Annotated in this window: 27 protein-coding genes; 6 read left to right on the top strand and 21 right to left on the bottom strand. The window is 66.9% G+C overall.

Going from position 1 to position 25,994, the window contains the following annotated elements; genetic code table 11:
- Positions 1 to 393 precede the first annotated feature (393 nt).
- The 6 genes from DRB17_RS06960 to DRB17_RS06935 form a co-directional block, all read right to left on the bottom strand.
- Positions 394 to 831 carry a DUF1489 family protein gene (locus tag DRB17_RS06960; RefSeq protein WP_114581467.1) on the bottom strand — a complete coding sequence of 146 codons (438 nt, stop codon included), beginning with the start codon at positions 829 to 831 and terminating at the stop codon, positions 394 to 396.
- Between the two features lie 40 nt (positions 832 to 871).
- The gene (locus tag DRB17_RS06955; RefSeq protein WP_114581466.1) at positions 872 to 1,777 is read right to left on the bottom strand and encodes a hydroxymethylglutaryl-CoA lyase; all 906 of its coding nucleotides are present in this window, start codon (positions 1,775 to 1,777) and stop codon (positions 872 to 874) included.
- Positions 1,774 to 3,792: an acetyl/propionyl/methylcrotonyl-CoA carboxylase subunit alpha gene (locus DRB17_RS06950; protein WP_114581465.1), complete on the bottom strand. Its 2,019-nt coding sequence runs from the start codon at positions 3,790 to 3,792 to the stop codon at positions 1,774 to 1,776. The genes DRB17_RS06955 and DRB17_RS06950 overlap by 4 nt, the downstream gene beginning before the upstream one ends.
- Positions 3,792 to 4,583, bottom strand: coding sequence for an enoyl-CoA hydratase-related protein (locus tag DRB17_RS06945; protein ID WP_114581464.1), 792 nt, complete (start codon positions 4,581 to 4,583; stop codon positions 3,792 to 3,794). The genes DRB17_RS06950 and DRB17_RS06945 overlap by 1 nt, the downstream gene beginning before the upstream one ends.
- Before the next feature lie 8 nt (positions 4,584 to 4,591).
- On the bottom strand, positions 4,592 to 6,199 hold the full coding sequence (locus DRB17_RS06940; RefSeq protein WP_114581463.1) for a carboxyl transferase domain-containing protein: 1,608 nt from the start codon (positions 6,197 to 6,199) through the stop codon (positions 4,592 to 4,594).
- Positions 6,200 to 6,292: 93 nt separating this feature from the next.
- Positions 6,293 to 6,535: a helix-turn-helix transcriptional regulator gene (locus DRB17_RS06935; RefSeq protein ID WP_114581462.1), complete on the bottom strand. Its 243-nt coding sequence runs from the start codon at positions 6,533 to 6,535 to the stop codon at positions 6,293 to 6,295.
- A gap of 187 nt (positions 6,536 to 6,722) precedes the next feature.
- Between DRB17_RS06935 and DRB17_RS06930 the strand changes: the two genes are divergently transcribed.
- The gene (locus DRB17_RS06930) at positions 6,723 to 7,097 is read left to right on the top strand and encodes a hypothetical protein (protein ID WP_114581461.1); all 375 of its coding nucleotides are present in this window, start codon (positions 6,723 to 6,725) and stop codon (positions 7,095 to 7,097) included.
- A gap of 83 nt (positions 7,098 to 7,180) precedes the next feature.
- Complete coding sequence (locus DRB17_RS06925; RefSeq protein WP_114581460.1) at positions 7,181 to 8,377, top strand: ankyrin repeat domain-containing protein; 1,197 nt, start codon at positions 7,181 to 7,183, stop codon at positions 8,375 to 8,377.
- A gap of 15 nt (positions 8,378 to 8,392) precedes the next feature.
- Here DRB17_RS06925 and DRB17_RS06920 read toward each other — a convergent pair whose 3' ends face one another.
- The 13 genes from DRB17_RS06920 to DRB17_RS06865 all read right to left on the bottom strand — a co-directional run bounded on the left by DRB17_RS06920 (position 8,393) and on the right by DRB17_RS06865 (position 19,027).
- Positions 8,393 to 8,860, bottom strand: a complete 468-nt coding sequence (locus DRB17_RS06920; protein WP_114581459.1) for a flavodoxin family protein — start codon at positions 8,858 to 8,860, stop codon at positions 8,393 to 8,395.
- 112 nt (positions 8,861 to 8,972) lie between these two features.
- Positions 8,973 to 9,098, bottom strand: coding sequence for a hypothetical protein (locus DRB17_RS20825; protein WP_277738566.1), 126 nt, complete (start codon positions 9,096 to 9,098; stop codon positions 8,973 to 8,975).
- A gap of 26 nt (positions 9,099 to 9,124) precedes the next feature.
- A complete protein-coding gene (locus DRB17_RS06915) occupies positions 9,125 to 10,447 on the bottom strand; it encodes a c-type cytochrome (RefSeq protein ID WP_114581458.1) in 1,323 nt (440 codons plus the stop codon).
- Positions 10,444 to 11,061, bottom strand: a complete 618-nt coding sequence (locus DRB17_RS06910; RefSeq protein ID WP_114581457.1) for a hypothetical protein — start codon at positions 11,059 to 11,061, stop codon at positions 10,444 to 10,446. The genes DRB17_RS06915 and DRB17_RS06910 overlap by 4 nt, the downstream gene beginning before the upstream one ends.
- 28 nt (positions 11,062 to 11,089) lie before the next feature.
- On the bottom strand, positions 11,090 to 11,461 hold the full coding sequence (locus DRB17_RS06905; protein ID WP_114581456.1) for a PepSY domain-containing protein: 372 nt from the start codon (positions 11,459 to 11,461) through the stop codon (positions 11,090 to 11,092).
- Between the two features lie 8 nt (positions 11,462 to 11,469).
- The gene (locus DRB17_RS06900; RefSeq protein WP_114581455.1) at positions 11,470 to 12,618 is read right to left on the bottom strand and encodes a formate dehydrogenase subunit gamma; all 1,149 of its coding nucleotides are present in this window, start codon (positions 12,616 to 12,618) and stop codon (positions 11,470 to 11,472) included.
- Between the two features lie 62 nt (positions 12,619 to 12,680).
- Positions 12,681 to 12,875, bottom strand: coding sequence for a hypothetical protein (locus DRB17_RS06895; protein WP_114581454.1), 195 nt, complete (start codon positions 12,873 to 12,875; stop codon positions 12,681 to 12,683).
- Positions 12,876 to 13,044: 169 nt separating this feature from the next.
- The gene (fdh3B, locus tag DRB17_RS06890) at positions 13,045 to 13,641 is read right to left on the bottom strand and encodes a formate dehydrogenase FDH3 subunit beta (protein ID WP_114581453.1); all 597 of its coding nucleotides are present in this window, start codon (positions 13,639 to 13,641) and stop codon (positions 13,045 to 13,047) included.
- 21 nt (positions 13,642 to 13,662) lie between these two features.
- On the bottom strand, positions 13,663 to 16,533 hold the full coding sequence (locus DRB17_RS06885; protein ID WP_114581452.1) for a formate dehydrogenase subunit alpha: 2,871 nt from the start codon (positions 16,531 to 16,533) through the stop codon (positions 13,663 to 13,665).
- Between the two features lie 60 nt (positions 16,534 to 16,593).
- Positions 16,594 to 16,797, bottom strand: coding sequence for a ubiquinol-cytochrome c reductase iron-sulfur subunit N-terminal domain-containing protein (locus DRB17_RS06880; RefSeq protein ID WP_114581451.1), 204 nt, complete (start codon positions 16,795 to 16,797; stop codon positions 16,594 to 16,596).
- A gap of 77 nt (positions 16,798 to 16,874) precedes the next feature.
- Positions 16,875 to 17,480, bottom strand: a complete 606-nt coding sequence (locus DRB17_RS06875; RefSeq protein ID WP_241503761.1) for a TorD/DmsD family molecular chaperone — start codon at positions 17,478 to 17,480, stop codon at positions 16,875 to 16,877.
- A gap of 342 nt (positions 17,481 to 17,822) precedes the next feature.
- Positions 17,823 to 18,467, bottom strand: coding sequence for a DUF3306 domain-containing protein (locus DRB17_RS06870; RefSeq protein WP_114581449.1), 645 nt, complete (start codon positions 18,465 to 18,467; stop codon positions 17,823 to 17,825).
- Positions 18,464 to 19,027 (bottom strand): DUF3305 domain-containing protein, encoded by a 564-nt coding sequence (locus DRB17_RS06865; RefSeq protein WP_114581448.1) that lies wholly within the window; start codon positions 19,025 to 19,027, stop codon positions 18,464 to 18,466. The genes DRB17_RS06870 and DRB17_RS06865 overlap by 4 nt, the downstream gene beginning before the upstream one ends.
- A 165-nt stretch (positions 19,028 to 19,192) precedes the next feature.
- Between DRB17_RS06865 and DRB17_RS06860 the strand changes: the two genes are divergently transcribed.
- Together DRB17_RS06860 and cdd are read left to right on the top strand one after the other, a co-directional pair.
- Positions 19,193 to 20,161 carry a DMT family transporter gene (locus DRB17_RS06860; RefSeq protein ID WP_114581447.1) on the top strand — a complete coding sequence of 323 codons (969 nt, stop codon included), beginning with the start codon at positions 19,193 to 19,195 and terminating at the stop codon, positions 20,159 to 20,161.
- Positions 20,115 to 20,639, top strand: coding sequence for a cytidine deaminase (gene cdd, locus DRB17_RS06855; RefSeq protein WP_338322690.1), 525 nt, complete (start codon positions 20,115 to 20,117; stop codon positions 20,637 to 20,639). Before DRB17_RS06860 ends, cdd begins: the two co-directional genes overlap by 47 nt.
- On the opposite strand, the gene DRB17_RS06850 is transcribed toward cdd, so the two are convergent.
- Together DRB17_RS06850 and DRB17_RS06845 are read right to left on the bottom strand one after the other, a co-directional pair.
- Complete coding sequence (locus DRB17_RS06850; protein WP_147274832.1) at positions 20,636 to 22,474, bottom strand: cation:proton antiporter; 1,839 nt, start codon at positions 22,472 to 22,474, stop codon at positions 20,636 to 20,638. The two genes, cdd and DRB17_RS06850, sit on opposite strands and share 4 nt — an antisense overlap.
- A 118-nt stretch (positions 22,475 to 22,592) precedes the next feature.
- Positions 22,593 to 23,180, bottom strand: coding sequence for a 2OG-Fe(II) oxygenase (locus DRB17_RS06845; RefSeq protein WP_161958729.1), 588 nt, complete (start codon positions 23,178 to 23,180; stop codon positions 22,593 to 22,595).
- Between the two features lie 144 nt (positions 23,181 to 23,324).
- Between DRB17_RS06845 and DRB17_RS06840 the strand changes: the two genes are divergently transcribed.
- Positions 23,325 to 24,086, top strand: coding sequence for an SDR family oxidoreductase (locus DRB17_RS06840; protein WP_241503760.1), 762 nt, complete (start codon positions 23,325 to 23,327; stop codon positions 24,084 to 24,086).
- A 73-nt stretch (positions 24,087 to 24,159) separates the two neighbouring features.
- Positions 24,160 to 25,989, top strand: coding sequence for a DNA helicase RecQ (recQ, locus tag DRB17_RS06835; protein WP_114581442.1), 1,830 nt, complete (start codon positions 24,160 to 24,162; stop codon positions 25,987 to 25,989).
- Positions 25,990 to 25,994: the final 5 nt, after the last annotated feature.

Genomic DNA, 25,994 nt, shown 5'->3' with positions numbered 1-25,994 from the left:
CTGCAGACAAACAGATCCCAGTCAACACGCCAGACCACCCAACAAAGGCAACCTAGCCAAACCAGGACCGCCGCCCGCGCATCCCTTCCCATAACCACAATGTCAAAGAGCACGGCACACAGCAACCGGGGCTGTATGTGCCCTCACGGAAACCTTACCGGTTTTCGCGAAACCCTAGCGCCGATGCTCGGCGACAAGGGCTGTAGACTATATCGAAGCCGCCGCAGCGTTTCAATCCCGGTAATTCATGTCCGGGATCGTCGCCCGTGGCCTCGTTGTCTGGTGACCGGTGAACGGCGCCGCCGTCCGTCGGTGAGCGGTGATATATGCGATGGACTCAGTTCTGTCCAGACCTGATTTGCATTTTTTGTTACAGCCGGGCTGAGCGGCGCTCTACAGCAGGCCAAGCTCCTTCAGTTCCGCGACCATCCAGTCCGGCATCTCCTCCACGCCTTCGGGTGCGTCGGCAAGGTCGGGCGGCGCCTTCTCCGGCTGCAAATAGCGCCAGCCCTGAAACGGGCGGTGATTGCGCGGCTGCACCCGTACCACCTCGGGGTCGAGTTCGAGGACACAGGCGCGTCGGCCTTCTTCGTCGACGATTTCGCGCACGTCGAGCAGCCGCTCACGCGCGCGGACCTGTCCCTTGATGACCCAATAGAGCGAGCCGCCGTCCAACAGCTCGTCCATGCGCTTGGGCACCATGCGGGTCGTGTGCCAGGCGAATCGCCGGCCCAGTTCCCGCTCGGCCCGGGCGGCCTGCCGACGCTGCGATTCGGTGAGGCTCTCGACCGATTCGCAGCCCACGCAAAGCTTGATGAGGTGCAAGGTCATATCGCGTTGCGAGATAAATCCGCCGGGCGTGTGAGTCGAGTCACCCGCTGCGGGCCGCAAGCGCCTGGGCGACCTTGGACGCAGGCTGCCGCCCCAAACGATCGGAGATGACTCGCCCGGCGGCCGCAACCGAATCGAGGTCGACGCCGGTCTCTATGCCCAGGCCGCGCAGCATGTAGAGCAAATCCTCGGTGGCGAGGTTCCCGCTGGCTCCCTTGGCGTAGGGACAGCCGCCAAGCCCCGCCACGGCCGAATCGACCGTCGCCACGCCCATTTCCAGACAAGCCAGCACGTTCGCTAGCGCCTGCCCGTAAGTGTCGTGGAAATGCACGGCGAGTCGCTCCATCGGAACGTGCCCGGCGACCGTGTCCAGCATCGCGCGCGCCTTGCCCGGCGTACCGACGCCGATGGTATCGCCCAATGAAATCTCGGCGCAGCCCATCTCGAACAGTCGCGCGGACACCTCCGCCACCTTATCTGGTTCCACCGGGCCTTCGTAAGGACAGCCGAGGACGCACGAGACGTAGCCGCGCACGCGCACGCCGTCCGCGCCGGCTTGCTCCGCGACAGGGGCGAAGCGCTCCAGGCTTTCGGCGATGGAGCAGTTGATGTTCCTTTGCGAGAAGGTCTCGGAGGCCGCCCCGAACACCGCGATCTCGTCCGCCCCGGCCGCGCGGGCGCGCTCATACCCCTTCATGTTCGGCACCAGGACCGGATAGCGCACGCCCGGCCGCCGTGTAAGCCGGCCCAGCACCTCGTCGCTGCCGGCCATCTGCGGGACCCACTTTGGCGAGACGAAGGCCCCCGCCTCTACTACCAGCAGCCCGGCGGCAGCCAGCGACTCGATCAGTTCCACCCGATCGTCGACGGAAACCGGCCGCGCCTCGTTCTGCAGACCGTCGCGCGGGCCGACCTCGACCACCGTGACGCGGGACGGGAGGGTCATGCCGCACCCGCCTCCTTTTCCGCCGCCACCTCGAACACCAGAAGCTCCGTGCCCTCCTCCACTTGGTCTCCCATGCGATAACGCACCTCCGCCACCCGGCCCTGCGCCGGGGCCACGATGGTGTGTTCCATCTTCATCGCCTCCAGCACCATCAGGGTTGCGCCCGCATCCACCTCGGCCCCGGCCTCGACGGCGACCTTGGTGATCTTGCCCGGCATCGGCGCCGTCAGCGTGCCATCGACACCCGCATCCGACTCCGCCCCTGCTAGGGGTTGCAGGCGGATCAACCTGTAGGCACGCGGACCCAGTAGGACCGTGAGATCGTGCCCGCGCCTGACCACCGCGCCACGCAGCCTGCGGCCGCCGATCTCGGCATCCAACGTGCCATCGTCCGCCAAGTGCCCGCGCGCGTCCACGCTGCCGGAGGGCAGATCCAGAAGGTAGGCCTCGGGGCGATAGCGCACACGCACGACCTGCTCCACCTCGCGGACCGCGAACCGCAGGTCCAGGTGGGTCTCCACGTTGAGGCGCCAGCCCGTCGTCGTGTGCCAGGGCGAATGCGGGTCGCCCGACTCCGCCGCCTCGACCGCAACCTCCGCCCGCCGGCGCTCAAGCTCCGCCAGCGCCGCGAGTGCCAGCGCACCCTCGGGCAGCGCCTCGCCCGCGGCAATGAGGTCGGCGCGCGCCCGGCCGATGAGGCCGGTATCCGCGCCGCCCGCCCGCACCTCGGGATGGTCCAGCAAGTCGCATAGGAATGCCAGATTGGTCGTCACGCCGCCGACGCCCGTCTGCTCCAGGGCATGGCGCAGCCGCCGTAGCGCCGCCGGGCGGTTGGCACCATGCGCGATGATCTTCGCCAGCATCGGATCGTAGTTCGGCGTTACCGCGTCGCCGGCCTGCACGCCGGAGTCCACCCGCACGCCCGGCAGGCCGTCCGGCAGCCGCAGGTGGTCCAGCCGCCCGGTGGCCGGCAGGAAATCGCGGCCAGGATCCTCCGCGTAAAGCCGCACCTCCACCGCGTGTCCGTCGAGGCTCAGGTCATCCTGCCGCCAGGGCAGCACCTCGCCCGCCGCGACGCGAAGCTGCCACTCGACGAGGTCGAGGCCTGTTACCGCCTCCGTCACCGGATGCTCGACTTGGAGACGCGTATTCATCTCCATGAAATAGAAAGCGTTTCCCTCGGCGATGAACTCCACCGTCCCGGCCCCGACATAGCCGATGGCCTCGGCCGCGGCGACGGCGGCCGCCCCCATTTCCGCGCGCCGGGCCGGGTCCATGCCGGGGGCCGGCGCCTCTTCCACCACCTTCTGGTGGCGGCGTTGCAGGGAGCAGTCGCGCTCGAACATGTGGACGGTGTTGCCATGCGTGTCGGCAAAGACCTGCACCTCGATATGGCGCGGACGCTGAAGATACTTTTCCAGCAGAACACGGGCGTCGCCGAAGCTGGCGCTGGCCTCCCGCTGCGCGCCAGCCAGCGCCTCGGCGAAATCGGCCGGCCGCTCGACCGCGCGCATGCCCTTGCCGCCACCGCCAGCGGAGGCCTTGATGAGCAGCGGATAGCCCACGGCCTCGGCCTCGCGCGCCAGCGTCTCCGTGTCCTGCGCATCGCCGTGGTAGCCGGGGACCAGCGGCACGCCCGCCTTGTGCATCAACGCCTTCGCCGCCGCCTTGGAGCCCATGGCCCGCACGGCGTCCGGCGGCGGCCCGACGAAAACCGAGCCGGCACCGGCGACGGCCTCGGCAAAGTCAGCGTTCTCGGCCAGGAAGCCATAGCCGGGATGCACCGCCTCGGCCCCGCTCGCCTTGATGACGGCCAATAGCGCGTTCTGGTTCAGGTAGCTTTCGACCGCCGGCGCCGGGCCGAGGCGCCAGGCCTCGTCCGCCAACTCGACGTGCAGCGCCTCGCGGTCGGCGTCGGAGTAGACGGCAATCGTACGCAGCCCCATGCGCCGCGCGGTGCGGATGATGCGGCAGGCGATCTCACCCCGGTTGGCGATCAGGAGGCTGGTGAACATCAATCCGCCTGCCACCACGGCTTGCGCTTCTCCAGGAACGCGGCAATGCCCTCCTGCCCCTCGTCACCGACGCGCAGGCGGGCGATGCGGTGGGCGGCGTCCTCCCTGGCCTCCGGCGTTCCCATATAGCCACGCAGGGCGCGAAGTTGGGACTTCGCCTCTCCCTGCGCGTAGGGCCCACCCTTCAAAACCGAGTCGACGATCTTGCGCCCGGCGGCCTGCAAGTCGTCGTCCGGCACCACCTTGTGGACAAGGCCCAGGCGCAGCGCCACCGCCGCCTCGAAGCGCTCGCCGGTCAGCGTATAATAGCGCGTGGCGCGATGGCCGATGGCGGAGACGACATAGGGCTGGATCACCGCCGGGATCAGGCCCAGGCGCACCTCGCTCAACGCGAAGAACGCGCTCTGCGCCGCGACCGCGATGTCGCAGCAGGCGACCAAGCCCATGCCGCCGCCGATGGCCGCGCCTTGCACCAGCGCCACGGTCGGCTTCGAGAAGGCGTCCAGGGTCTCGGCCAATCCCGCCAGCGCGCGGGCGTCATGCAGGTTGTCCTCCTCGCTGGCGTCCGCCATCGACTTCATCCAGGCGAGATCGGCCCCGGCGGAGAACGACTGCCCCTCCGACGTCAGCGCGAGACAGCGCACCCTGGGATCGTCGTCCAGGCCCTGCAGCGCCGAGGTCAGCTCGGCGATCAGCTCGGCATTGAAGGCGTTGTGCTTGTCGGGACGCGTCAACGCGATGTGCGCGACGCCCTCCTCGTCGATCTCCTCAAGAAACAGCGGTCGGTCCATGGCATTCCTCACATCCGAAAGACGGGGCCGCGCGTCGGCTCGACCGGCGCGTTCAGGGCGGCGGATATGCCGAGGGCCAGCGCCATGCGGGTGTCGGCGGGGTCGATGACGCCGTCGTCCCACAGGCGGGCACTGGCATAGGTCGGGTGGCCCTGGTGCTCGTACTGGTCGAGGATCGGCTGCCTGAACGCGGCCTCCTCCTCCTCGGGCCAGCTTTGTCCGCGCGCCTCCATGGCGTCGCGGCGGATGGTCGCCAACACGGTCGCCGCCTGCTCGCCGCCCATGACGGAGATTCGGGCGTTCGGCCACATCCACAGGAAGCGCGGCGCGTAGGCCCGGCCGCACATGGCATAGTTGCCGGCGCCGAAACTGCCGCCCAGCACCACGGTGAACTTCGGCACACTAGCCGTCGCCACTGCCGTCACGAGCTTGGCGCCGTCGCGGGCGATGCCACCGGCCTCGTACTTCTTGCCGACCATGAAGCCGGATATGTTTTGCAGGAAAATCAACGGAATGCCCCGCTGATTTGCCAGCTCAATGAAATGCGCGCCCTTGAGCGCCGATTCCGAGAACAGGATGCCGTTGTTGGCCAGGATGGCGACCGGATAGCCGTGCAGATGCGCGAAGCCACACACCAGGGTGCCGCCGTAATTGTGCTTGAACTCGTCGAACTCGCTGGCGTCCACGAGGCGGGCGATGACCTCGCGCGCGTCGTAGGGCGTCTTCAGGTCGCGCGGGACGATGCCGTAGATCTCCGCCGGGTCGTAGGCCGGCTCGCGCGGGGTGCGCAGTTCCAGCCCGTGCCGCTTCGGCCGGTTCAGGTTGCCGACGATGCGCCGCACGATGGCCAGCGCGTGGGCGTCGTCGTGCGCCATGTGGTCAGCCACGCCGGAAATGCGGGTGTGGACCTCGGCGCCGCCCAGTTCCTCGGCCGAAACCTGCTCCCCCGTTGCCGCCTTCACCAGCGGCGGGCCGCCCAGGAAGATGGTGCCCTGGTTGCGCACGATCACGGCCTCGTCCGACATGGCGGGGACATAGGCGCCGCCGGCGGTGCAGCTTCCCATCACAGAGGCAATCTGCGGGATGCCCTCGGCGGACATGTTGGCCTGATTGTAAAAGATGCGGCCGAAGTGGTCGCGGTCGGGGAATACCTCGTCCTGGTTCGGCAGGTTGGCGCCGCCCGAATCGACCAGATAGATGCACGGCAGGCGGTTCTGCCGCGCCACTTCCTGCGCGCGCAGGTGCTTCTTCACCGTGATGGGATAATAGGTGCCGCCCTTCACCGTCGCGTCGTTGGCGACGATGACGCACTCCCGCCCGGCGACGCGGCCGATGCCGGTGACGATGCCCGCCGAAGGCACCTCGTCGTCGTACATGCCGTAGGCCGCAAGCTGCGAGAGTTCGAGGAACGGCGCGCCTTCGTCCAGCAGCCCGCGCACCCGTTCGCGCGGAAGCATCTTGCCGCGCGCCAGATGCTTTAGCCGCGCCTTCTCGCCGCCGCCTTCTTTGATCCGCGCGACCGTATCGCGAAGGTCGTCGACCAGCGCCTGCATGGCCGCCCGGTTTTCCTGGAACGCCGGTGCGCGGGTGTCGATCGCGCTCTTGAGGACCGTCATCTCCCCCCGGTTTCGCTACGTGCTTACCGTCGTGTCCGGATCATGCGCCGTGACGGTACCGCCGGGCAAGGCGGAATACGGTTCGCGCGCCGCTCAACGTCCGGTCCGCGCGCGTGAGTGCAGGCGCAGCCCCGGCGAATCGCCGTCGAGAAACTCGATGCCGGCGTCTTCCAGGGCGCGCCGCAGGGCGGCGACGGTGGCGCGGACAGGCGTGCGGTCGCCCGCCTCGAAGTGACTGATCGTGCGCACGCTGACACCGGCGGCATCGGCCAGCTGCTTCTGGCTGATCCGCAGAAAGACCCGCGCGGCGCGGCACTGTTCCGGCGTGAGCGACATGGCCGCAGGCTAGACGCGTGCGCGGAAAACGCAACCATGCGCACAACTTGAAGTGCGCATGATCTGCACTTGTGCGCATCAAAAGAATACAATAATGTGTAGGAAGGCTTGGCACACTCAACCGACGCGATGAACGCATCACGCCACGCCGGAGCGGCCCTTCCACCTCGCCTACAGGCGGACCCCAATGTTTCGCTGGCTGACTGGACGCCTTCGACCGAACGACGCGGAATTGCAGCGCCTCTACCGGGCGTGGCGCGAGGCGGGAGAGGCATATCGGCTCCATCGCGAGGAGTTCGACGCCTTCGAAGGCGCACGCAGCGATGTGGCGGACCATCTCCAGCGCGCCTTGGAGGCCGACGAGTCCCGCATGTCGGAGATCGAAAGCCGCATGGCCGCCGTCACGCCCGATTCGCATCACGGCGCACGCCTGCAAGCCCTGGTGCTGCAGCGGGAATTCGAAGCCGCCCCCGGCCGCAGCAACGGTCCATTCGCCAACGAGACGATGGCCCTGTTGGCACAGCGCCTCACGGAGTACATCCTCCGCCGGCGTCGTTGGTAAGGCGCCGCTTCTCTTGGCCCGGAACCATCGCCTGGCATTCGCACTGGTGACGTAGCCGCCCCGTTCGGCGTACCCTCGAAGGCATGAGACGCCTGTCCCTTGCCCTCCTTGCAGCAATCCTCCTGGCCGCGCCCCAGACTCTGGCCGGCACCGAATCGCGGGCCGCGCAGGCTGAAGAACCAGAGGAGGCGGGTCAGGCGCTGTTGCAAGCTGCCCTGTCCGGGAATACGCGCGCCCTCGAAAGCGCGCTCGCGGCTGGCGCCGACACCGAGATCCGGGGGCCGCGCGGGCACACACCGCTGATGCTGGCCACCGGGGCTGGACACGGCGAGGTCGTGGCGCGCCTTCTCGACGCAGGCTCCAAGGTGGGGGCAACGCGCGCCGAGACAGGCTGGACCGCGCTTCATCTCGCGGCCTACGCCAACAAGCCAGACATCGCGGGCAAGCTGCTGGACGCCGGGGCGGAGGTGGATGCGCGCGGTACGCTGCGCGACGCGACGCCGCTGTGGTGGGCCGCACACGAAGGCCATCGCCCCGCGATTGCCGTCCTCCTCGACGCCAAGGCCGATCCGGAGGCCCGTGACAACCGTACTGGCAACACCCCGCTGCTGGCGGCAGCGTCGAATCCGGAAGCGATCGCCGTCGTTTCCGAGCTGATCGTCGCAGGCGCCAAGGTGAACGCGCGCTCGACCCAGGACGGGATGACCGCACTCAGCCTCGCGACCAAGGTCGGCAACATCGCCGCGGTCGACCTGTTGCTGAAAGCCGATGCCGCGCCCGATGCGACCGACGATACGGGCCGCACGCCCCTTCATATCGCCGCCGAGAATGGACAGTCCGAGATTGCGCACCGCCTGATCGACGCCGGCGCGCCGCTCGATCTCCGCAGTGAAAGGGGCGACACGCCGCTGGACCGCGCTGCCGTCCTCGCCCGCGCGGGCTTGGTGAAGCGTCTGCTGGACGAGGGCGCGGATCCGGACCAGCCCGGCCGCGCCGGCCGCCCGCCACTTATCAGCGCGGCGATGACCGGCGACGCCGAGGTGATCCGTACCCTCCTGGACGCCGGTGCGAAGGTGGAGGCGCGCGAGCCGGGCACCGGCAACACCGCCCTGATGCTGGCCGCCAACCGAGGCGCCCTGAATGCCGTCCGCACCCTGGTCAACGCCGGCGCCGACGTGAACGCCAGGGCCAACGACGGCTGGACGGCCCTCCAGGCCGCCGAGATGTTCGGCGCGGGGGAGATTGCGGCGTATCTGAGGGCGAATGGGGCTGGCGACTGAGTTCAGAGAGAAGGTTCAAATCACGCCGGCATCCAGCCCGGCGGCCATATACATCCCCAGTTCCTCGCACTGCTGGACGAAGTCCTCGCGGAACTCGCCGCGACAGATCAGCGGGTCCTGGGCGGCGCGCCAGCGCAGGCCGGTGACGATGCTTTCCACAGCGCGCCTCGTCCCGGTGCCGTCCTGGCCCGCGCGGATGTAAAGCGCGTAGGGAAGGCCCTGGGTGCGTTCCAGGCAGGGGTAGTAGCTGCGGTCGAAGAAGTCCTTCAGCGCGCCGCTCATATAGCCAAGGTTCTCGGTGGTGCCGAGGATGATGGCGTCCGCCGCCAGCACATCCTCGGGCCCCGCTTCCAGCGGCGGGCGATGGACCGTCTCGACATCCTCGATCTCCTCCGCCCGCGCCCCGCGCAACACGGCCTCGCACAGCCGCTGCGTGTTCGGCGACGGCACGTGGGCGATGACGAGCAGGCGTTTCGATGCCATCGACGGACCTCGGTGGACAAGGGTCGGTCGGGGTTCAGGCTCTGCAATTCGCCGCGCGAGGGAAGCGACTGTCGTGTGCTCACCCCCTAAGTCACCATCCCACGCACAAGCCTTAGTTCAGCCGCACCGAGTCGGTGGCGTACTTCTGTCCGGTGGTCCTGTCCGTGGCGTTCAGGATGACCCCGGCCGCCACGGAAATCACGATCACGGCCGCAATGGCCGCCAGGAACGCTCTCATCCGCTTCGTCTCCTCAACTTGCGCATTCACTGCCCGCCCGGCTCGGCATGGCGTTTCAGGTATTGCACCAGCGCGCGGCGGTCATCCGCGTCCGGCATGCGCTGCAACGGCATCTTCGAGCCCGGTGTCAACTCATGCGGGCCAACCTCGAACAATCTCGACACGGTCTCTTCCGTCCAAACGATATCGCTGTCGGCCAATGCCTTCGAATATTTGTAGCCCGGCACGCTGCCGGCCCTGCGGCCGAAAACGTCATGCAGCGTCGGCCCCGCGCGGTTGCCGCCATCCTCGGTCAAGGTATGGCACGCCGCGCACTTGCGGAACAGCCTGGCGCCCCGGCTCCGCGGCTCGGGAATGGACGCGCGCAGCGGCCGGTCGCCAGTTACGCCGATCTCCTGCCCGGTCCTGACATTCCAGACGCGGGCCACCTGATCCGCCCCGCCGGAGACCAGCATCTCTCCCTCCGGCCCAAATGCGAGCGACCATACCGGCCGCGCATGACCCGGCAGGATCAGCTTTTCCTCCCCGGCCTCCAGGTCCCAAAGGCGGATCGTGCCATCGACGCCGCCGGTGGCCGCAAGCCTGCCATCCGGCGCGACGGCGATCGGGCCGACCGGACCGTCATGACCAAGAAAGCTTTCAAGCGTCTCGCCGCTTGCCAGGTTCCAAAGCCGCAACGACTGGTCGACGCCGGTGGTGAGCGCGTAGCGACCATCGGGTGTGAATGCGATGCCGTTGATGCCAAGGCCGTGGCCGGTCAAGCGGCGCAGCTCCTTCCCGTCCGCGACGCGCCACAGCACCGCCGTTCCGTCGTAGCTGCCGCTGAGCAGCTTCGCGCCGTCGGGCGAGAAGGCGATGTCGTTCACCACATCGCTGTGGCCTTCCAGCACACGAAGTTGCGCCCTCTCCGCCAGATTCCAGAGCCGTACCGAACGGTCCCAGCCGGCCGAGGCGGCAAGATTGCCGTCGGGTGAGACCGCCACCGCCGCGACCTTGCCCTGGTGCCCGGTGAACACGCGCAGTTGCTTGCCATAGGCGGCATCCCAGAGGCGCATCGTGCCGTCATCGCCCACCGACACGGCATGCCGACCGTCCGGCAGAAAGGCAACGTCGTTCACCGCCCCCTCGTGCTCGTTCAAGGTCTCCAGCGGCACCTGACGGTCGAGATCCCAGAGCCGCAGGGTGTAGTCGAAACTGGCGGTCAGCACGAGCTTCCCGTCGGGCGAGACATCGACGCCTTTGACGAAACCGCCGTGCCCGGCCATCTCCGCCTGTGCCGCACCGCCGCTGGCCGCAGCAAGTAGACCGGCTGCAAACAGCATCGGGCGCAAGACGCGGAGCGGTGTCATGGCGTTAACGTCACCGTCGTTGCTGTCAGTTTTTCCCCCAGCCGGGCGGCCAGTGCCGGGACGACGCGCATGGCCGCCTCCGCCCGGCCCATGTCGCCAAGCTCGGTCTGCGCCTCGCCGCGCCAAAGGACACGCCGCTCGCCACCCCGCTCGCGCAGCGTGGCCTCAAGCTGGAGGACTGTCGAACGCCGCCCTGCCCGGCCATGAAGGCCGGTCAGCAGACTATCCTCGGTGGATGACCAGACGTTGAACTGCGCCGTCACACCGCCGCCAGAGCCGCCGGATACGCTGCCCAGGGAGGGCTCGGACGCAGCCGGTCCAAGCCGCCGGACCAGGACCTCGAAGCGAAGCAGTAGCGCACCCTCGGCGTCGAGTAGACGGCCCCGCGCTTGCAGGGCTTCCTGGAATGCGCCCCTGATGCGGAGGTTGTCGTGGCTGTCGTCCCAAGGTACGACCGCGATGCCGGCTTCGGTGGGGACAGGGTGATAGGCGAAGGCGCGGACAACAGCCTTGTGGGCTGCATCCACGGCCGGCACGCCGCCGAGCGTGCCAGCGGCTAGCACCAGGACCGCGAGCAGCGTGCGTCGATTCACCGTCGTCCGATTGGTCCGCATAGTCCCGAAGTTTCCAGTGGCCGGCCTCTCAGCGCCACGGGCGGCCGCGCAGCACCTCCGGCCGCTTGTCGATCATCTGCGTGCGCATGCTCTTCACGTTTTCCGCTCCGGGGATCTCACCAATCCGCCCGCGCAGCGGCTCACCGGTTTCGGCGTCGATGGCAACCGTATCAACCTTGAAGGCGGCGTTGTCGTTGCCGCCGTGGCGCATCAGGGTCACCAGCCAAGCCGTGCGACCCGCCACCTTTGCCTCTTCCATCCGAAGCACCTCGGCCCCGAACTCCTCGGCCGTGCGCGATTTGATCTCCTCCTCGGACGGCGCCGCCATGGCACCGCCCGCAAGTGCGACCGCCAGCGCCAGCCCGGCAGCGAGGCACCTTTGCACCCTTATGCCCGCCATGCTCACGCCTACTCCGCCGCCTGGCCGGACGCGCCGCGCCCGGAGCGCCCGGTGAGGCGCGCGTACCAGATGGAGTGGTGCTCTCGCGCCCAGTTCTCGTCCACGCGGCCTGTTCCCATCGCATCGAAGGCGCCCTGCATCCCGATGGAGCCGATGTAGATGTGGGCCAGGATGACCGCGATCATCACGATGGCGACGACGGTGTGCCAGATCTGATTGAGCTGCTGCTCCTGCAGCGGCGCCAGATTGGAGGGCAGGTCCGCGCCCAGCATGTTCAGCGCAGCAAAGGTGCCAGAAAAGAAGGAAAAGCTGTAAGGGAACAGCAAGGCCAGACCGGACAGGCTTACCGAGATACCACCAAGAATGACGACCCAGAAGATGATTTTCTGGCCGGCGTTGAACTTCTCCGCCTCGGGATGGCCTCCGCCGAACAAGCCGCCGCCTTTCGCCAGCCACTTGAGGTCTCGGCCGTTCGGGACGTTGTCCTTCACCCACAGAACGAACATCAGGACAATTCCCAGCATGAAGGCAAAGGCGATGAAGTTGTGCACGTACTTTCCGGCCTGCGTCAGCGCGGCGAACATCTCGGGTCCCAGAACCGGCAGCAGAACATAGCGGCCGTAGAGCACATTGAGGCCCGTCAGCGCCAGCAGGATGAAGCTCACCGCCGTCAGCCAGTGCGCGAAACGATCCACCAGCCCGAATCGCTGCACCGTCCGGCCGCTGACGCCATGGTCGATCTTGACGCGCCCGCGGAGCGCAAAGAACAGCGCCAGCAGGGCGATCACCGCCAGCATCAGCCAGGAGCCGTAAAGAGACAGCGGCCCGTTACGGATGGCGCGCCAGTTCTCGCCCTCCGACTGGATCAGGACGCCCAGCTTCTTGTCGGGAATGGAAACGGTGCCCTCCATGCCCCGGCGGATTTCCCGCCAGAACTGAGAGTCCGAGGTATTGCCGAGCGCCTGTCCGGGAACGTTGCCGCCCGATGCCTCCGGCGGTCGGACGTCCGCGCCCTCGGTCGCCGCGAGTGCATCCAAACCACCGCTCGCGCTCTCGCCCAGGCCCAAGGTCAGGGCCACGAGAATCGCCAGGACCAGCGCCGAAAGCCAGCTCCGGCCACAGCGGCTACTCGTCGCCTGCCGTATCGTTCCGCGCATGCTTGTCCCTGTTTTTCAGTTGTTGCACACCTGCCGTCGGCCGAGGCGGTCGCCGCCAAACGTCAGCCGCGCTGGTTCAGCGCCCGCTGACGAAGCGTGTCGACCGTCTCATCTGCCAGCGGCGAGTCGGGCTCGCCCTGGTAGACTCCTTTATCGTGGTAAAGGACGCGGCCCTGCTCCTGCTCGTTGCAGCCGGCGATCGCCAACATCGCCGCCGACAATGCAACCGCCGTCAACAGTCGTGTCTTGCCACCCATACCGCCTTGCCGTTGCTTGCCCGAAGGAAGGGCCCTCCCCGGTCCGTTCCCGCAGTATGCGTGGTCAGGCCGGGGGAAATCCCCAGTCGAAGCGGGGGCGGCGCAGACCGCCGCCCCCTCGACCTTGGTCATGTCCCGTCAAGCGCGGGACGACGCGTCATGGCGGGTGTCAGGACCCGGCCTTCGAACTGTAGGCCGTGCCCCAACCCCAGGCGCCCGAGCCGAAGCCACGGGCAACGATACGCTCGCGGTAGATGTCGGCCACGGTATCGCCGTCGCCAGCCAGCAGCGCCTTGGTCGAGCACATCTCCGCGCACAGCGGCAGCTTGCCCTCAGCCAGACGGTTCGAGCCGTACTTCTGATACTCGACGGTGGAATTGTCCTCCTCCGGTCCGCCGGCACAGAAGGTGCACTTGTCCATCTTGCCGCGGGAACCGAAATTGCCCGCCTGCGGATACTGCGGCGCCCCGAATGGACAGGCGTAGAAGCAGTAGCCGCAGCCGATGCAGAGGTCCTTCGACCAGAGGACAACACCCTCCGCGGTATCGTAGAAGCAGTCCACCGGGCACACCGCCATGCAGGGTGCGTCCGAGCAGTGCATGCAGGCGACCGAGATCGAGCGCTCGCCGGGCTTGCCGTCGTTGATGGTCACGACGCGCCGCCGGTTCACGCCCCAGGGCACCTCGTGCTCGTTCTTACAGGCCGTGACACAGGCGTTGCACTCGATGCAGCGCTCGGCATCACAGAGGAACTTCATGCGTGCCATGGTTTACTCTCCCTCGGCCGCTTACGCCGCCTCGACGCGGCATAGCGTGGTCTTGGTTTCCTGCATGTTGGTCACCGAGTCATACCCGTAGGTCTGCGCGGTGTTGGACGCCTCGCCGAGGACGTAGGGGTCCGTCCCCTTCGGGTACTTGTCCCGCTGGGACTCGCCCATCCACCAGCCGCCGAAGTGGAACGGCATGAACACGACGCCGCGGCCGACACGTTCGGTCACCAGGGCCTTCACCTTGATGCGCGCGCCCTCAGGGCTGTGCACCCAGACCATCTGGCCGTCCTTGGCGCCCAGCGTGTTCGCATCGTAGGGATGGATCTCGATGAACATGTCCTGCTGCAACTCGGCCAGCCACGGGTTGGACCGGGTTTCCTCGCCGCCGCCCTCGTACTCGACCAGACGGCCCGAGGTGAGGATCAGCGGGAAGTCGCCGCTGTAGTCCTTCTCCTGGATCGAGCGGTAAAGGATCGGCAAGCGATACATCCGGCGGTCCTCGTAGGTCGGATAATCCGCCACCAGATCCCGCTTCGGCGCATAGAGCGGCTCACGGTGAATCGGTACCGGATCCGGGAAGTTCCAGACCACCGCCCGGGCCTTGGCATTGCCGAACGGAGCGCAGCCATGTTTGATCGCGACGCGCTGGATGCCGCCGGAAAGGTCGGTCTTCCAGTTCGTCTTGTCGCCGGCGACGGCCTCGATCGAGGCCCGCTCGTCCTCGGTCAGGTCCTTGTCCCAGCCGAGCTTCTTCAGCATTGCCATCGTGAACTCGGGATAGCCGTCGCGGATCTCCGAGGCCACGGGATAGCTGCCCTCGGCCAGCAGGTTGTCGCCATTGCGCTCCACGCCGAAACGGGCGCGGAAGCACAAACCGCCCTCGGCCACCGGCTTCGAGGTGTCGTAGAGCACCGGCGTACCCGGATGCTTCATCTCGGCATTGCCCCAGCACGGCCACGGCAGGCCGTAGTAGTCGCCATCGGCCGGGCCGCCCAGCGCCCGCAGCGTCGTGCGGTTGAAGGTGTGCTGGTTGACCATGTGCATCTTCAGGCGTTCCGGCGATTGGCCAGTGTAGCCGATGGTCCACATGCCACGGTTGAACTCGCGAGTGAGATCCTCGACCAGCGGCTCCTTGCCGTTGATCTGAATATTCTTGAAGCACTCATCCGCGAAGCCGAGCTTTTCGGCCAGGAGGTACAGAATCTCCTGATCCGGCCTGCTCTCGAACAGCGGCTCGAAGACCTTGTCGCGCCACTGAAGGGAGCGGTTCGAGGCCGTCACGGAGCCGTAGGTCTCGAACTGCGTGGCTGCCGGCAGCAGGTAAACGCCGTCGGTGCGATCCTGCATCACCGCAGTCATCGTCGGATACGGATCGATGACGACGAGAACGTCAAGCTTCTCCATCGCCTTCTTCATGTCCGGCAGGCGCGTCTGCGAGTTCGGCGCATGCCCGTCGAAGATCATGGCGCGGAGATTGTCCGGCTGATCTATGTTGTCCTTGTCCTCGAGTGCAAGGTCAAACCAACGCGATACCGGCACGCCCGCCGATTCCATCAGTTCCTTCGACTGGAAGCGGTTCAGCAGGTACTCGTAGTCGACGTCCCAGACGCGCGCCCAGTGCTTCCAGGCACCCTCGCTGAGGCCGTAGTAGCCCGGCAGGGTATGGCACAGCACGCCCAGGTCGGTTGCGCCCTGCACGTTGTCGTGGCCGCGGAAGATGTTGGCGCCGCCGCCTTCCTGGCCAATAACGCCAAGCGCCAGACCCAGGACGCAATAAGCGCGGGTGTTGTTATTCGCCGAGTGATGCTGCGTACCACCCATACACCAGATGATGGTAAACGGCCGGTTGTTCGCTAGCGTCCTCGCCACGCGCTCGACCTGCGAGCCGGGCACGCCAGTGACCCGCTCACACTCGTCCGGGGTCCATTGCCGCACTTCCTCGCGGATCTGGTCCATGCCCCAGACGCGCTGGCGGATATACGCCTTATCCTCCCAGCCATTCTCGAACACGTGCCAGAGAATGCCCCAGATCAGCGCCACGTCGGTGCCGGGACGGAAGCGCACGTACTCGTCGGCATGCGCGGCCGTGCGCGTGAAGCGCGGGTCGCACACGATAAGCGGCGCATTATTCTGCTCTTTCGCCTTCAGCAGATGCTGCATCGACACCGGGTGCGCCTCGGCGGGGTTGCCGCCGATCAGGAAGATGGCGCGGGAATTGTGGATGTCGTTGTAGCTGTTGGTCATCGCGCCGTAGCCCCAGGTATTGGCCACGCCCGCGACGGTCGTCGAGTGGCAGATGCGCGCCTGGTGATCGACATTGTTCGATCCCCAGAATGCGGCGAACTTGCGGAACAGATAGGACTGTTCGTTGCTGTGCTTGGCCGAGCCAAGCCAGTACACCGAATCCGGTCCCGACTGCTCGCGGATCTCAAGGAGCTTGTCGCCGATCTCGTTGATCGCCTGCTCCCAGGAAACCTGTTTCCACTTGCCGCCTTCCTTCTTTACCGGCGTCTTCAGCCGGCGCTCGCCGTGCGCGTGCTCGCGCACCGAGGCGCCCTTGGCGCAGTGGGTGCCCAGGTTGAACGGGCTGTCCCAGCCCGGCTCCTGTCCCACCCAGACACCGTCGCGCATCTCGGCCAAAACCGTGCAACCCACCGAGCAGTGGGTGCAGACGGACTTGCGAATCTCCACCTTCGCCTCGGCGGTGGCCTGCGCACTGGCTTGGCGCACCATGCCGAAGTCCATCGTGGAGGCCGCCGCCGCGCCGCCGATCGTCAGGCCGGAGCGCTTCAGGAAGCTGCGGCGGTCGAGGGCACCGCCGGCAACCCCGGCAGCCGCCTTCGACAACCGGGAGCTTTTCGCCGCCCCCTTCGCCTTTTTGGTAAGCATCGACCTCTCCTGCGATCTGTATCGTCTGTTATGTCCGCGAAACGGATGGCCGGCTGCGCCCTAGAAGCGCGCCAGCTCGTAGTATTTCTTGACGTGCGCCGTCTCGCGGTAACCCTTCGTCTTCTTGCCCGCCGATCCGTCGATAGCGGCCTCGGCCGACCGGCCGCCCAAGCCGGCCGCCGCGGCGCCCAGCGCACCGGCGCCGAGACCAGCCTTGCGGAAGAAGTCCCGCCTGGCTTTGGACTTGGCTTCCTTGTCCTTCATGACGTCACCTTCCTTCCTTCGCTTCTTGGCCGCTTTCGCCACGTCGGCGCCCGGCCGGGTCCGGAGGCTTCAGGCGGCTAGGCCGCCATGTCGAATGCTTGGTTCTCCACCTCCAGGAACAGCCGGCCGAGCGCGCCGACCGGCATATAGAACGAGGCCCGCTGGGCCGCCTCCAGATCCTCGAAGAACCGCGGCGCCCAGTTGCCGAGATGCTGTTCATAGAAGGCACGCTGCTCGGCCAGGCCCGCCGGTTCGCTGAACGCGCCGGTGATAAGGCCGGCCATCATTTCGCAGACGGCGGCGATGTGATCTTCCGGCTCGTTGATCCCTTCCGCCCGGGCAATACCGAGGCGGCGCATGTCGAGGCGCAGGCGCGCCAGCGGCTTTTCGTTAAGGAAACCCGTCAGGTAATACGAGCCATACGGCTTCAATTCGCTCTCGCCGATGCCGATGAACAGGTCGAAGTATTCCTCCTCCACCGCTTCCGGCGTCGCGGTCTGTGCCACCCGCGCAAGGGTGCGCACGGTCTCTCCGAACTCGCTGTCGTCGCCGTCGAGATTGCGCAGGCGGTCCAGCAGGGCCGCGTCGGGCGCCCTGGCAAGCAACTGCGCCAGGAGTGCGTAGACGTTCGCCCTTAGCGCATCTTCCTCGGGAACATCGTTCGACGGCACCGCACCAGTCACAGAGCGAAGCCTCCTCTCCTGCATAATATCCACCGAGCGCGATTTTTTTCGCGCGGCATACCCCCTTTAGGGGGCTGTTCTTATGCTTCTGCCTCGAATTAGACGCTGCATGAAGGCATCTGTCAACGAATACAAGACCCAGTGCACTGAATGGTGAAAGGCCAAAATCCCTAAATTGAGTCGGGTTACTTGAGCGCAAGGCGCGCTAAACCGCAATCCACATGAAACCAAAAAGAAAAATACAGCGACACCTTATATCTACATGAAATATAACAGGTCCCATAGGGTATATTCAAAATACCAATAAAATTTCCAGGGCCTCGCCCTCAGTGGAATCCACGTTCACCCCCACCGACGGCGTGCGGCCTGCCCGGAGGTCTTTGGACGCGGCCGGTTTTCCGCTGTTGCCTGCGGAGATAATGTTTCTTCCGCCGCACCAGCATCATCGCCGCCGCTCGCAGCATCCGCAGTTTTCAAAGCGTCCGCGCCGGTTTCAGCCCCCCGCTCCGGCAACGGCTCGACAGCGGTTTGCTGATCCGACTCGCCCTCCGATTGTTCTCTGTTTCCCGTTGGCGCAGCCGCCGTGTCGCTCTCGTCTTCCGGCGAAAGATAGCCGCGGCCCACCTGCCACGCGCTCTTCAGATTCTTCACCACCGTCGCGGCGTCGGTATAATCGAGATCGTAGTCGTTCAAGCCGTCCAGGTTCGCGAACACCGGGTTCAACCGCCAAAGCCGGTGCAAGGCCCGCTGACGCAACTCGTCAGGGACACCCTCACGCATGAAGGCGGCGAAGTCCGATTCCTCGCTCAAGCTCTCGACATCGGGCAGCTCATCGACGATCCGCTGCCGCTCCGCATCCGACATCTCTGGGCGCGCGGGCGCGGTGGCGTCCGTATTGGCGGGGCGCTCCGCAGACTCCTGCTCAACCTCGCGCTTGCGCCGAGCCCAACGAGAGAGAAAGCCGTCGCCGCTATCGTCGTCACTCATGACCGGCTCCCTTTCGGTGAAGGCGTGCGCACCGGCGAGTCGGCCGGCGGCTCGAACGGCTGATGCTCCTCACCGACATGAGGCTGGCGCTTGCGCTTCTTGAACGGCTGCTCGACATGATTGCGTTCGACGAAATCGGTGACCCAGCCGACCACGAGTTCGGGCATCGCCACTGCCTCCACCAAATCTTCGCCGTTGTCGAGATAAACCTGCGCCTCGTATGGGCAGGCCGTTACATGAAACGGCCGAAGCTCGTGCGGGCTGTCGGGATCCTCGTCCCGGCGGACGATCACGAAGATGCGCGGCGGATGCTGCGACAGGTTGAGCCGGTAGCCCTCCGTCTCCTTGCGGAAAAGGCTGAGCGTAAGCGTGCCGGCGTGGAAGCGGACGACATCCCCGTCGCGTAACAGTTCCCGCCACGCCACCTTGGGATCGGCCTCCGGCGCCTGCGGGATGACGCCGACAGGGTGCCAGCTATGATCCTGCCAGGGATGGTCGCTCGGCCTGCGTTCCAGCACGATGCCGAGATTCAGCGTTTCTTGTCCTACATAGGTGACCATGCGCGGCCTCCTTCGCCTGCGACGATGCCACAGCGACGCTATTCGTAAAACGCCTTAGTTTCGAGGGTCATTCGGCGGTACGGGCTCTGGTCGGATCCAGACGGCGACAATTCCGCCGATTGTCTCGCTTCCCAGGCCCGACCGGTGCGTGCGAGAAGTCCAGTGATGAAGCAGGATGGACCCGAATCACGCACGCCTCTTGCAAAGGGCCCGGCGAACGGTCTGGCGGCTGGCGACACGCCGCCCGTCACGCCCTATGCCGGCGTCGCCGTGGCGGTGGCGGCGATTTCCAGCTCGGCAATCCTAGTACGCTTGGCGTCGTCGCCGGCGGCGGTTACCGCAACCTACCGGCTGCTGTTCACCGTGGCCCTGATGGCACCATTCATCCTGCTGTTTCATCGCCGGGAACTCCGCCAGGTGCAGGCGCGGGACTGGCTGTTCTGTTTCGTCTCCGGCCTGTTCCTCGCCTTTCATTTCGTCTCTTGGTTCGAGTCACTGGACCTGACCACCGTGGCCAGCTCGACCGTCCTCGCCACGCTGCAGCCGCTGTTCGCCTTCGCCGGGGCCTTCCTCGTCTTCGGCGAGCGGCTGGCGTTGCGTGCTATCGGCGGCGGCCTGCTGGCAATCGCCGGCAGCATGGTGATCGGCTGGGGCGACCTGCAAATCAGCGGCGACGCCTTCCTGGGCGACGCGCTGGCCCTCCTGGCGGCCCTGCTGGCGGTGGGATACTTCATGTTCGGCCAGTCGGTGCGCCAGCGTCTGTCGTTGATGGTCTACACCTTCATCGTCTATGGCATGGCCACCGCCGTACTGCTGATCTACGACGTGGCGAACGGCTATGCGTTGACAGCCTACCCGACCACCGACTGGTTCTATTTCCTGCTGATGGCCATCGGGCCGACACTGCTGGGCCACTCCATGCTGAACTGGAGTGTGAAATGGCTCGGCGTGTCCGTCATCTCGATGGCGGTGCTGCTGGAGCCCATTGGCGCGTCGGTCCTGGCCTACATCATCCTGGACGAGGCGCCGCACCTGACGCAGTACATCGGCGGCGCCATCATCCTGCTGGGAATCTTCGTGTTCCTCTATTACGGCCGCCCGCCGGGGCGCCCGTCCGAAACCCTGGGCGAGTAGAACAGCGAGAGCTATCCTGGCACGGCAGCACGAGGGGTTCGGCATGGACGGCAACACGGGCGGGACCGCCCTGACACAGAAGCACCGGGAGCTTATTGAGGCGGCGCGCGCCGCGACAGCGCAGGCCTATGCCCGCTATTCCGGCTTCCGCGTCGGCGCCGCGCTTTTAAGCGAGCAAGGCAACGTCTACACCGGCTGCAACGTCGAGAACGTCTCCTACCCGGTCGGCGTCTGTGCCGAGCGCAATGCCATCGGCGCCGCCGTCCGGGCCGAAGGCCCCGGCCTGCGCGTCGCGGCCGTCGCCGTCGTGGCCTTCAACCGCCGCGACGAGCCCTCGGCCTGCAGCCCCTGCGGCGAGTGCCGCCAGGCGATCCGCGAGTTCTCTGGTTCCGCCGAGGTCATCTATATGGGTCGGGAAGGCGACATGACGGTACGAACCATCGCGGAACTGCTGCCGGACGCGTTCGGCAGCGGTTAGCCGCCGGCTTCCTCCTTCCGCGCGCGTCGCTTGCGCAGCCGGGCGCAATCCTGAAGCCGTTCGCGCTGCCGGGGCGCGGCGAAAATAAGGACGGCGTCGCCATCGCCCGGCGCGAACTTCGCCTCGGCCGAGCGGAAATGAACCTCGCCGCCCGGCGAGATCCAGGCGACGGCGGTGGCGTCTTCCTCCTTCCAGACCGGCGCCTTGCCCTTGGCGATCCGCTGGCAGCCGAAAGTCCAGCCCTCGGCAAGTCGCGCGTCGAGCTGGTCGCTGTCCAGCTCGGCACTGATCAATTCCCGGCCTCGCGCGCCCTGGCGCAACTCCTGCGGCTCCACCTCGGGATGGGAAGCAAGCTGGAACGTGCGGTTGGTGCCGAGTTCCGGCGCGAACTGTGAGGCCACGAGCGCGTTGTAGGCATCGTTGTCCGTCGCGGCGACCAGATGCTCGAAACGCGTCAGGTCCAGCCGCTGATCGGCAAGTTCCGAGAGGATCTCGCCACAGAAGGTATCGAGCCCCGCCTCCTCGGCAGCGACAAGGTGGTGTGGGTTGGTATCGGCCAGAAGAACCGGAAGCCCCAGGTTGCGGAGCGCCTGCGCAAGATGCGTCGACCACGGCGTGGCGCCGACGATCAGCACGCCATGCTCCGGCCCCGCCGCGAGGCCAAGGCGGCGGCCCAGCCATTTCACGGTGGCGCCGTGCGCGACGACGGTGGCGAAGACCACGGCGAAGGCCAGCGGCACCAGCGCTTCGGCGCCGGCGTAGCCCTGCCTCGCCAGTGCCGGCGCGAACACGCCGGTGACCGCGACAACCACGATCCCGCGCGGCGCGATCCAGCCGACCAGCAGCCTGCGCCGCCAGTCCAGGCCGCCCCCGAGTGTCGCGAGCCAGACCGACAGCGGCCGGATCGCGAACAGCAAGAGCAGCACGAAGCCGGCGATGCCCCAGTCCAGCTCCGCCAGCATCCCGGCTTCCAGCGTTGCCGCCAGGACCACGAACAGCGCGGAGACCAGCAGGACGCCGACATACTCCTTGAAGCGGCGGATCTGCTCGATGCTGGCCAGGCCCTTGTTGGCCAGACACGCGCCCAGCAGCGTCACCGCGATCAGCCCGGCTTCGGCCTGTACGGCGTTCCCCAGCGCGTAGGCCGCCGCCACCAAGCCAATCAGTGCCGGCGCCTTCAAGAACTCCGCGATATGGCCCCGCCGTGTCAGCCACGCGAAGCCAAGCCCGAGACCAAGGCCCACCGCGGCGGCAACCGCAATGCCGACCGCCGCGCCGATCGCGAACCTGGCCGGGGTGTCGGCGTGCGCAGCCGTCAGCGCCTCGAACACCAGCACGGCCAGGATGGCGCCCAGCGGATCGTTGAGGATTCCCTCCCATTTGAGCATCGCGCTGGTGTCGCGCTCCAGCTTCGCCTGGCGGAGCAACGGGCCGATTACGGTGGGCCCGGTGATCACCAGTAATGCGCCAACCAGAATTGCGATGCTCCAGGAAAAGCCGGCGACATAATGCCCCGCCAGCGCGGTCAGGCCCCAGGTGATCGGCGCGGCCAGGAACAATAGACGGGGCACGGCGGTTCCGACGCTGCGAAGCTCGCGCAGCTTCAGGTTCAAGCCGCCCTCGAACAGGATCACGGCGACGCTGAGCCCCACGAACGGCCCCAGCATCGGCCCGAAATCCTCGGCCGGACGCAGCCAACCCAGGACGGGACCGATCAGGATTCCGCCGAGCGCCAGCAGAATAACCGCCGGGGCGTGCAGTCGCCACGCAAGCCATTGCGCACCGACGCCGACGCCAGCGATCAGGGCCAGCTTCGCGACGAGGAGGTGTTCCACTGTTCGCGGCTCCAGCCTTGCATTGGGATGAAACGAGGGCGGAGAGATAAAGGTCCCCGGCGCAAAACGCCATGGGGAAATCAAGGTTCGTTTGCTGGCCGACTCCCGAACGCGCCGCCTAGGTGAAATCGGGGCCGTGCAGCCACGCCGTCAGGGAAAAGCGAATGCCATTGGTCACAGGTGCGACGCGGTGCAGCGCATAGGCCGGAAATGCGATGGCCGTGCCGCGCTGGCGCGGTGCCTCGCGCACGATGCCGTCGACGTTGAGCTCCAGCGCCCCACCCTCGTAGCTGTCCGCGTCCGACAACTGCACGACCAGCGCCAGCTTGCGCCGCCCACCCACGGCGCGGCCGCCGCGATCGACGTGCCAGTCGTAGTGCCCCGCCACCTCCGCGCGGTAGCGGGCAAGCTGGAACTCCTCCTCGAAGCCGTCGAGGGCGAAACGGAAGTTGTCATGGTTCAGCCGGCTGGCCGCCTGCGTCAAGTGCATATAGAGCGCCGCATTATCGGGCGTATCGGCAAGCCAAGTGACGTCGCTGCGCCGCACGCCCGCTTCCCCGCGCCCACCGACAAGGTGACCGGCAAGCGAAACCACGCCGTTCGCCTGCGCGATCAGTGCGTCGCATTCTTCCGGCGAGAGGACTTCCAGCAATGTGGCCCACCGCCGCTGTCGGAACAGTGGGTCCGGGCCCGGCAACACGCGCATCGACGTGTCAACCTCCAAGGCCGCCGACCCCAGCGCCGGCAGCATGCCCTGGCTTATAGTCCAGGGCGACACACACGGCTATCGGTTTGTGAACGATACCAGTGCATGGCCGATGCGCTGCCGACGCAGGGATGACGCAGTGGCTTGCCGCCCTACTTCAATCGCATGATCAGCGATGCCGAATCTGTCACTTACGAAGACCTCGCCTCTTTCCCGGCGGGCGGCGATGCCGTGGTCATCGGTGCCACAGGCGGTCTCGGCACCGCTGTGGCGACGCATCTGTTACGCAGCGACACCTTCAATGCCGTACATCGCTTCGCGCGCGGCACGTCGCGCCCACTCGATCTGGGCGAAGAGGCCAGCATCGCCGCCGCCGCGCAGTGGCTGAAGGACAGCGGACGCGACTTGCGGCTGGTCGTGGACTGCACCGGCTTCCTGCACGGCCGCGGCTTCATGCCCGAGAAAAGCTGGCGGCAGATCGATCCCGCGCACATGGCACACGCCTTCGCCGTCAACGCCATCGGCCCGGCGCTTTTGATGAAGCATTTCCTGCCCCTGCTGCCGCGCGAGGGGAAGTCCGTCTTTGCCACGCTATCGGCGAAGGTCGGCAGCATCGCCGACAACAGCTACGGCGGCTGGTATTCGTACCGTGCATCCAAGGCGGCGTTGAACCAGCTTGTCCACACGGCCGCCATCGAGCTGACCCGCAAGCGCCGGGAGGCGATCTGCGTCGCCCTGCATCCCGGCACCGTTGCGACCGACCTGTCCGAGCCGTTCTCGAAGGACGGTCTGACGGTTCGGCAGCCGGACGCGGCGGCGGCGCGGCTGTTGCGCGTGATTGATGGCCTGACGCCGGAGCAGACCGGCGGCTTCTTCAGCCACGACGGCATGCCGCTGCCCTGGTGAGCTGCCCCTCAACATTGGACATTCAAGCTATCGACGGCTAGTTGGGGCGATCAGCGAACCTACAGTCGATTCGATGCCCGAGGCCGCCACACCGCTCGCCAGCGATACACGTTCCGTCCTGAAGACCGTGTTCGGCCATGCCGATTTCCGACCCGGTCAGGGGGAGATCGTGGATCATGTCGTGGCCGGCGGGGATGCGCTGGTTCTGATGCCCACCGGCGGCGGTAAATCGATCTGCTACCAGGTTCCCGCCCTGGTTCGTCCCGGCCTCGCGGTGGTGGTTTCGCCGCTAATCGCCTTGATGCAGGACCAGGTGGCGCAGTTGCGCCAGATGGGCGTGCCGGCGGCGGCGCTCACTTCCTCGCTGGAGCCGGAGGCGGCGCGCGACGTCCGCCGGGCAATCGACGCGGGCGAGCTGGACCTCCTCTACGTCTCGCCGGAGCGACTGACGGCGGGCAGCCTGCTGGACCAGCTCGCGCGGGTGCCTCTTGCCCTCTTCGCTATCGACGAGGCCCATTGCGTCAGCCAGTGGGGCCATGACTTCCGCCCAGAGTATCGCCGCCTGCCCATGCTGGCCGAGCGCTTCCCCCAAGTGCCGCGCGTGGTGCTTACCGCGACCGCCGACGCGGTGACCCGGCGGGACATCCGCGCGCAGCTATGCCTGGAAGGCGCGCGGGAATTCGTCGCCAGCTTCGACCGGCCGAATATCCGCTACCGCGTGCAGGTGAAGACGAGCGCGAACCGCCAGCTTCTGGACTTCATCAAACGCTCCCACGCGGGAGAAAGCGGCATCGTCTATTGCATGAGCCGCAAGCGCGTCGAGGAAGTGGCGGAGATGCTGCGGCGCGAGGGCATCAAGGCGCTCGGCTACCATGCCGGCATGCCCGCCGAGGAGCGGGCGGACCGCCACCACCGCTTCGTCAACGAAGACGGGCTGGTGATGGTCGCCACCATCGCCTTCGGCATGGGCATCGATAAGCCCGACGTGCGCTTCGTCGCGCACCTCGACATGCCGAAGACCTTCGAGGCCTATTACCAGGAAACCGGCCGTGCCGGGCGCGACTCCCTGCCCGCCGAAGCGCTCATGCTCTACGGCCTGCAGGACGTGGCGCGGCTGCGCCGGCTGGTCGAATCCTCCGACGCGCCCGATGACATCAAGCGCCTGGAGCAGCGCAAGCTCGAGTCCCTGCTGGGGTATTGCGAAACCGCGCGCTGCCGCAGGCAGGTCCTGCTGGAATATTTCGGCGAAACGAGCGAGGCCTGCGGCAACTGCGACACCTGCCTTACACCGGTGGAAACCGAGGACGGCACGCACGAGGCGCGGCTGCTGCTTTCCGCCATCTACCGCTGCGGTCAGTCGTTTGGCGCGGGTCATATCGTCGACGTGCTCACCGGCAAGGAGACCGAGAAGGTCACCCGCCGGGGCCACGACACGCTGGGCGTGTTCGGCGCCGGCAAACACCTTCCAGCGAAGCGCTGGCAAGGCATCGTCCGACAGCTCGCCGCCGCGGGCCTGGTCGTTGTCGACGTCGAGAATCACGGCGTGCTGCGGCTGGCGGATCGCGAGCGGGTGGTCCCGGTCCTGCGCGGAGAGGCTGGCGTCACCCTGCGCAAGGAGCCCGAAGGCGGCGGCCGGCGGCGCGGCCGCGCGGAGACGAGGGCCACGCTGCAATCGCTGTCGCCGGAGCAGGAACAGCTTTTCCAGAAACTGCGCGGCAAGCGGGCGGAGCTTGCCGGTGCCCAGGGGGTGCCGCCCTACGTCGTCTTCACCGACGCCACGCTGATCGAGCTGGTGCGCCAGCGGCCGCGAAACCGCGACGCCTTCGCCGCCATCCCCGGCGTGGGCCGCAGTAAGCTGGACCGTTACGCCGATATCTTCCTGACGGCGTTGAGCGAGGAATAGCAGGG

The organism is Ferruginivarius sediminum, assembly GCF_003344765.1.
GTDB lineage: Bacteria > Pseudomonadota > Alphaproteobacteria > Kiloniellales > Rhodovibrionaceae > Ferruginivarius > Ferruginivarius sediminum.
This window is presented reverse-complemented; position numbering and strand designations above follow the sequence as displayed.

Excerpts from the sequence above, each read along its gene's own strand:
- DRB17_RS06960 (WP_114581467.1), bottom strand. The coding sequence starts at position 831 with ATGACCTTGCACCTCATCAAGCTTTGCGTGGGCTGCGAATCGGTCGAG.
- DRB17_RS06955 (WP_114581466.1), bottom strand. The coding sequence starts at position 1,777 with ATGACCCTCCCGTCCCGCGTCACGGTGGTCGAGGTCGGCCCGCGCGAC.
- DRB17_RS06950 (WP_114581465.1), bottom strand. The coding sequence starts at position 3,792 with ATGTTCACCAGCCTCCTGATCGCCAACCGGGGTGAGATCGCCTGCCGC.
- DRB17_RS06945 (WP_114581464.1), bottom strand. The coding sequence starts at position 4,583 with ATGGACCGACCGCTGTTTCTTGAGGAGATCGACGAGGAGGGCGTCGCG.
- DRB17_RS06940 (WP_114581463.1), bottom strand. The coding sequence starts at position 6,199 with ATGACGGTCCTCAAGAGCGCGATCGACACCCGCGCACCGGCGTTCCAG.
- DRB17_RS06935 (WP_114581462.1), bottom strand. The coding sequence starts at position 6,535 with ATGTCGCTCACGCCGGAACAGTGCCGCGCCGCGCGGGTCTTTCTGCGG.
- DRB17_RS06930 (WP_114581461.1), top strand. The coding sequence starts at position 6,723 with ATGTTTCGCTGGCTGACTGGACGCCTTCGACCGAACGACGCGGAATTG.
- DRB17_RS06925 (WP_114581460.1), top strand. The coding sequence starts at position 7,181 with ATGAGACGCCTGTCCCTTGCCCTCCTTGCAGCAATCCTCCTGGCCGCG.
- DRB17_RS06920 (WP_114581459.1), bottom strand. The coding sequence starts at position 8,860 with ATGGCATCGAAACGCCTGCTCGTCATCGCCCACGTGCCGTCGCCGAAC.
- DRB17_RS20825 (WP_277738566.1), bottom strand. The coding sequence starts at position 9,098 with ATGAGAGCGTTCCTGGCGGCCATTGCGGCCGTGATCGTGATTTCCGTG.
- DRB17_RS06915 (WP_114581458.1), bottom strand. The coding sequence starts at position 10,447 with ATGACACCGCTCCGCGTCTTGCGCCCGATGCTGTTTGCAGCCGGTCTA.
- DRB17_RS06910 (WP_114581457.1), bottom strand. The coding sequence starts at position 11,061 with ATGCGGACCAATCGGACGACGGTGAATCGACGCACGCTGCTCGCGGTC.
- DRB17_RS06905 (WP_114581456.1), bottom strand. The coding sequence starts at position 11,461 with ATGGCGGGCATAAGGGTGCAAAGGTGCCTCGCTGCCGGGCTGGCGCTG.
- DRB17_RS06900 (WP_114581455.1), bottom strand. The coding sequence starts at position 12,618 with ATGCGCGGAACGATACGGCAGGCGACGAGTAGCCGCTGTGGCCGGAGC.
- DRB17_RS06895 (WP_114581454.1), bottom strand. The coding sequence starts at position 12,875 with ATGGGTGGCAAGACACGACTGTTGACGGCGGTTGCATTGTCGGCGGCG.
- fdh3B (WP_114581453.1), bottom strand. The coding sequence starts at position 13,641 with ATGGCACGCATGAAGTTCCTCTGTGATGCCGAGCGCTGCATCGAGTGC.
- DRB17_RS06885 (WP_114581452.1), bottom strand. The coding sequence starts at position 16,533 with ATGCTTACCAAAAAGGCGAAGGGGGCGGCGAAAAGCTCCCGGTTGTCG.
- DRB17_RS06880 (WP_114581451.1), bottom strand. The coding sequence starts at position 16,797 with ATGAAGGACAAGGAAGCCAAGTCCAAAGCCAGGCGGGACTTCTTCCGC.
- DRB17_RS06870 (WP_114581449.1), bottom strand. The coding sequence starts at position 18,467 with ATGAGTGACGACGATAGCGGCGACGGCTTTCTCTCTCGTTGGGCTCGG.
- DRB17_RS06865 (WP_114581448.1), bottom strand. The coding sequence starts at position 19,027 with ATGGTCACCTATGTAGGACAAGAAACGCTGAATCTCGGCATCGTGCTG.
- DRB17_RS06860 (WP_114581447.1), top strand. The coding sequence starts at position 19,193 with ATGAAGCAGGATGGACCCGAATCACGCACGCCTCTTGCAAAGGGCCCG.
- DRB17_RS06845 (WP_161958729.1), bottom strand. The coding sequence starts at position 23,180 with ATGCGCGTGTTGCCGGGCCCGGACCCACTGTTCCGACAGCGGCGGTGG.
- recQ (WP_114581442.1), top strand. The coding sequence starts at position 24,160 with ATGCCCGAGGCCGCCACACCGCTCGCCAGCGATACACGTTCCGTCCTG.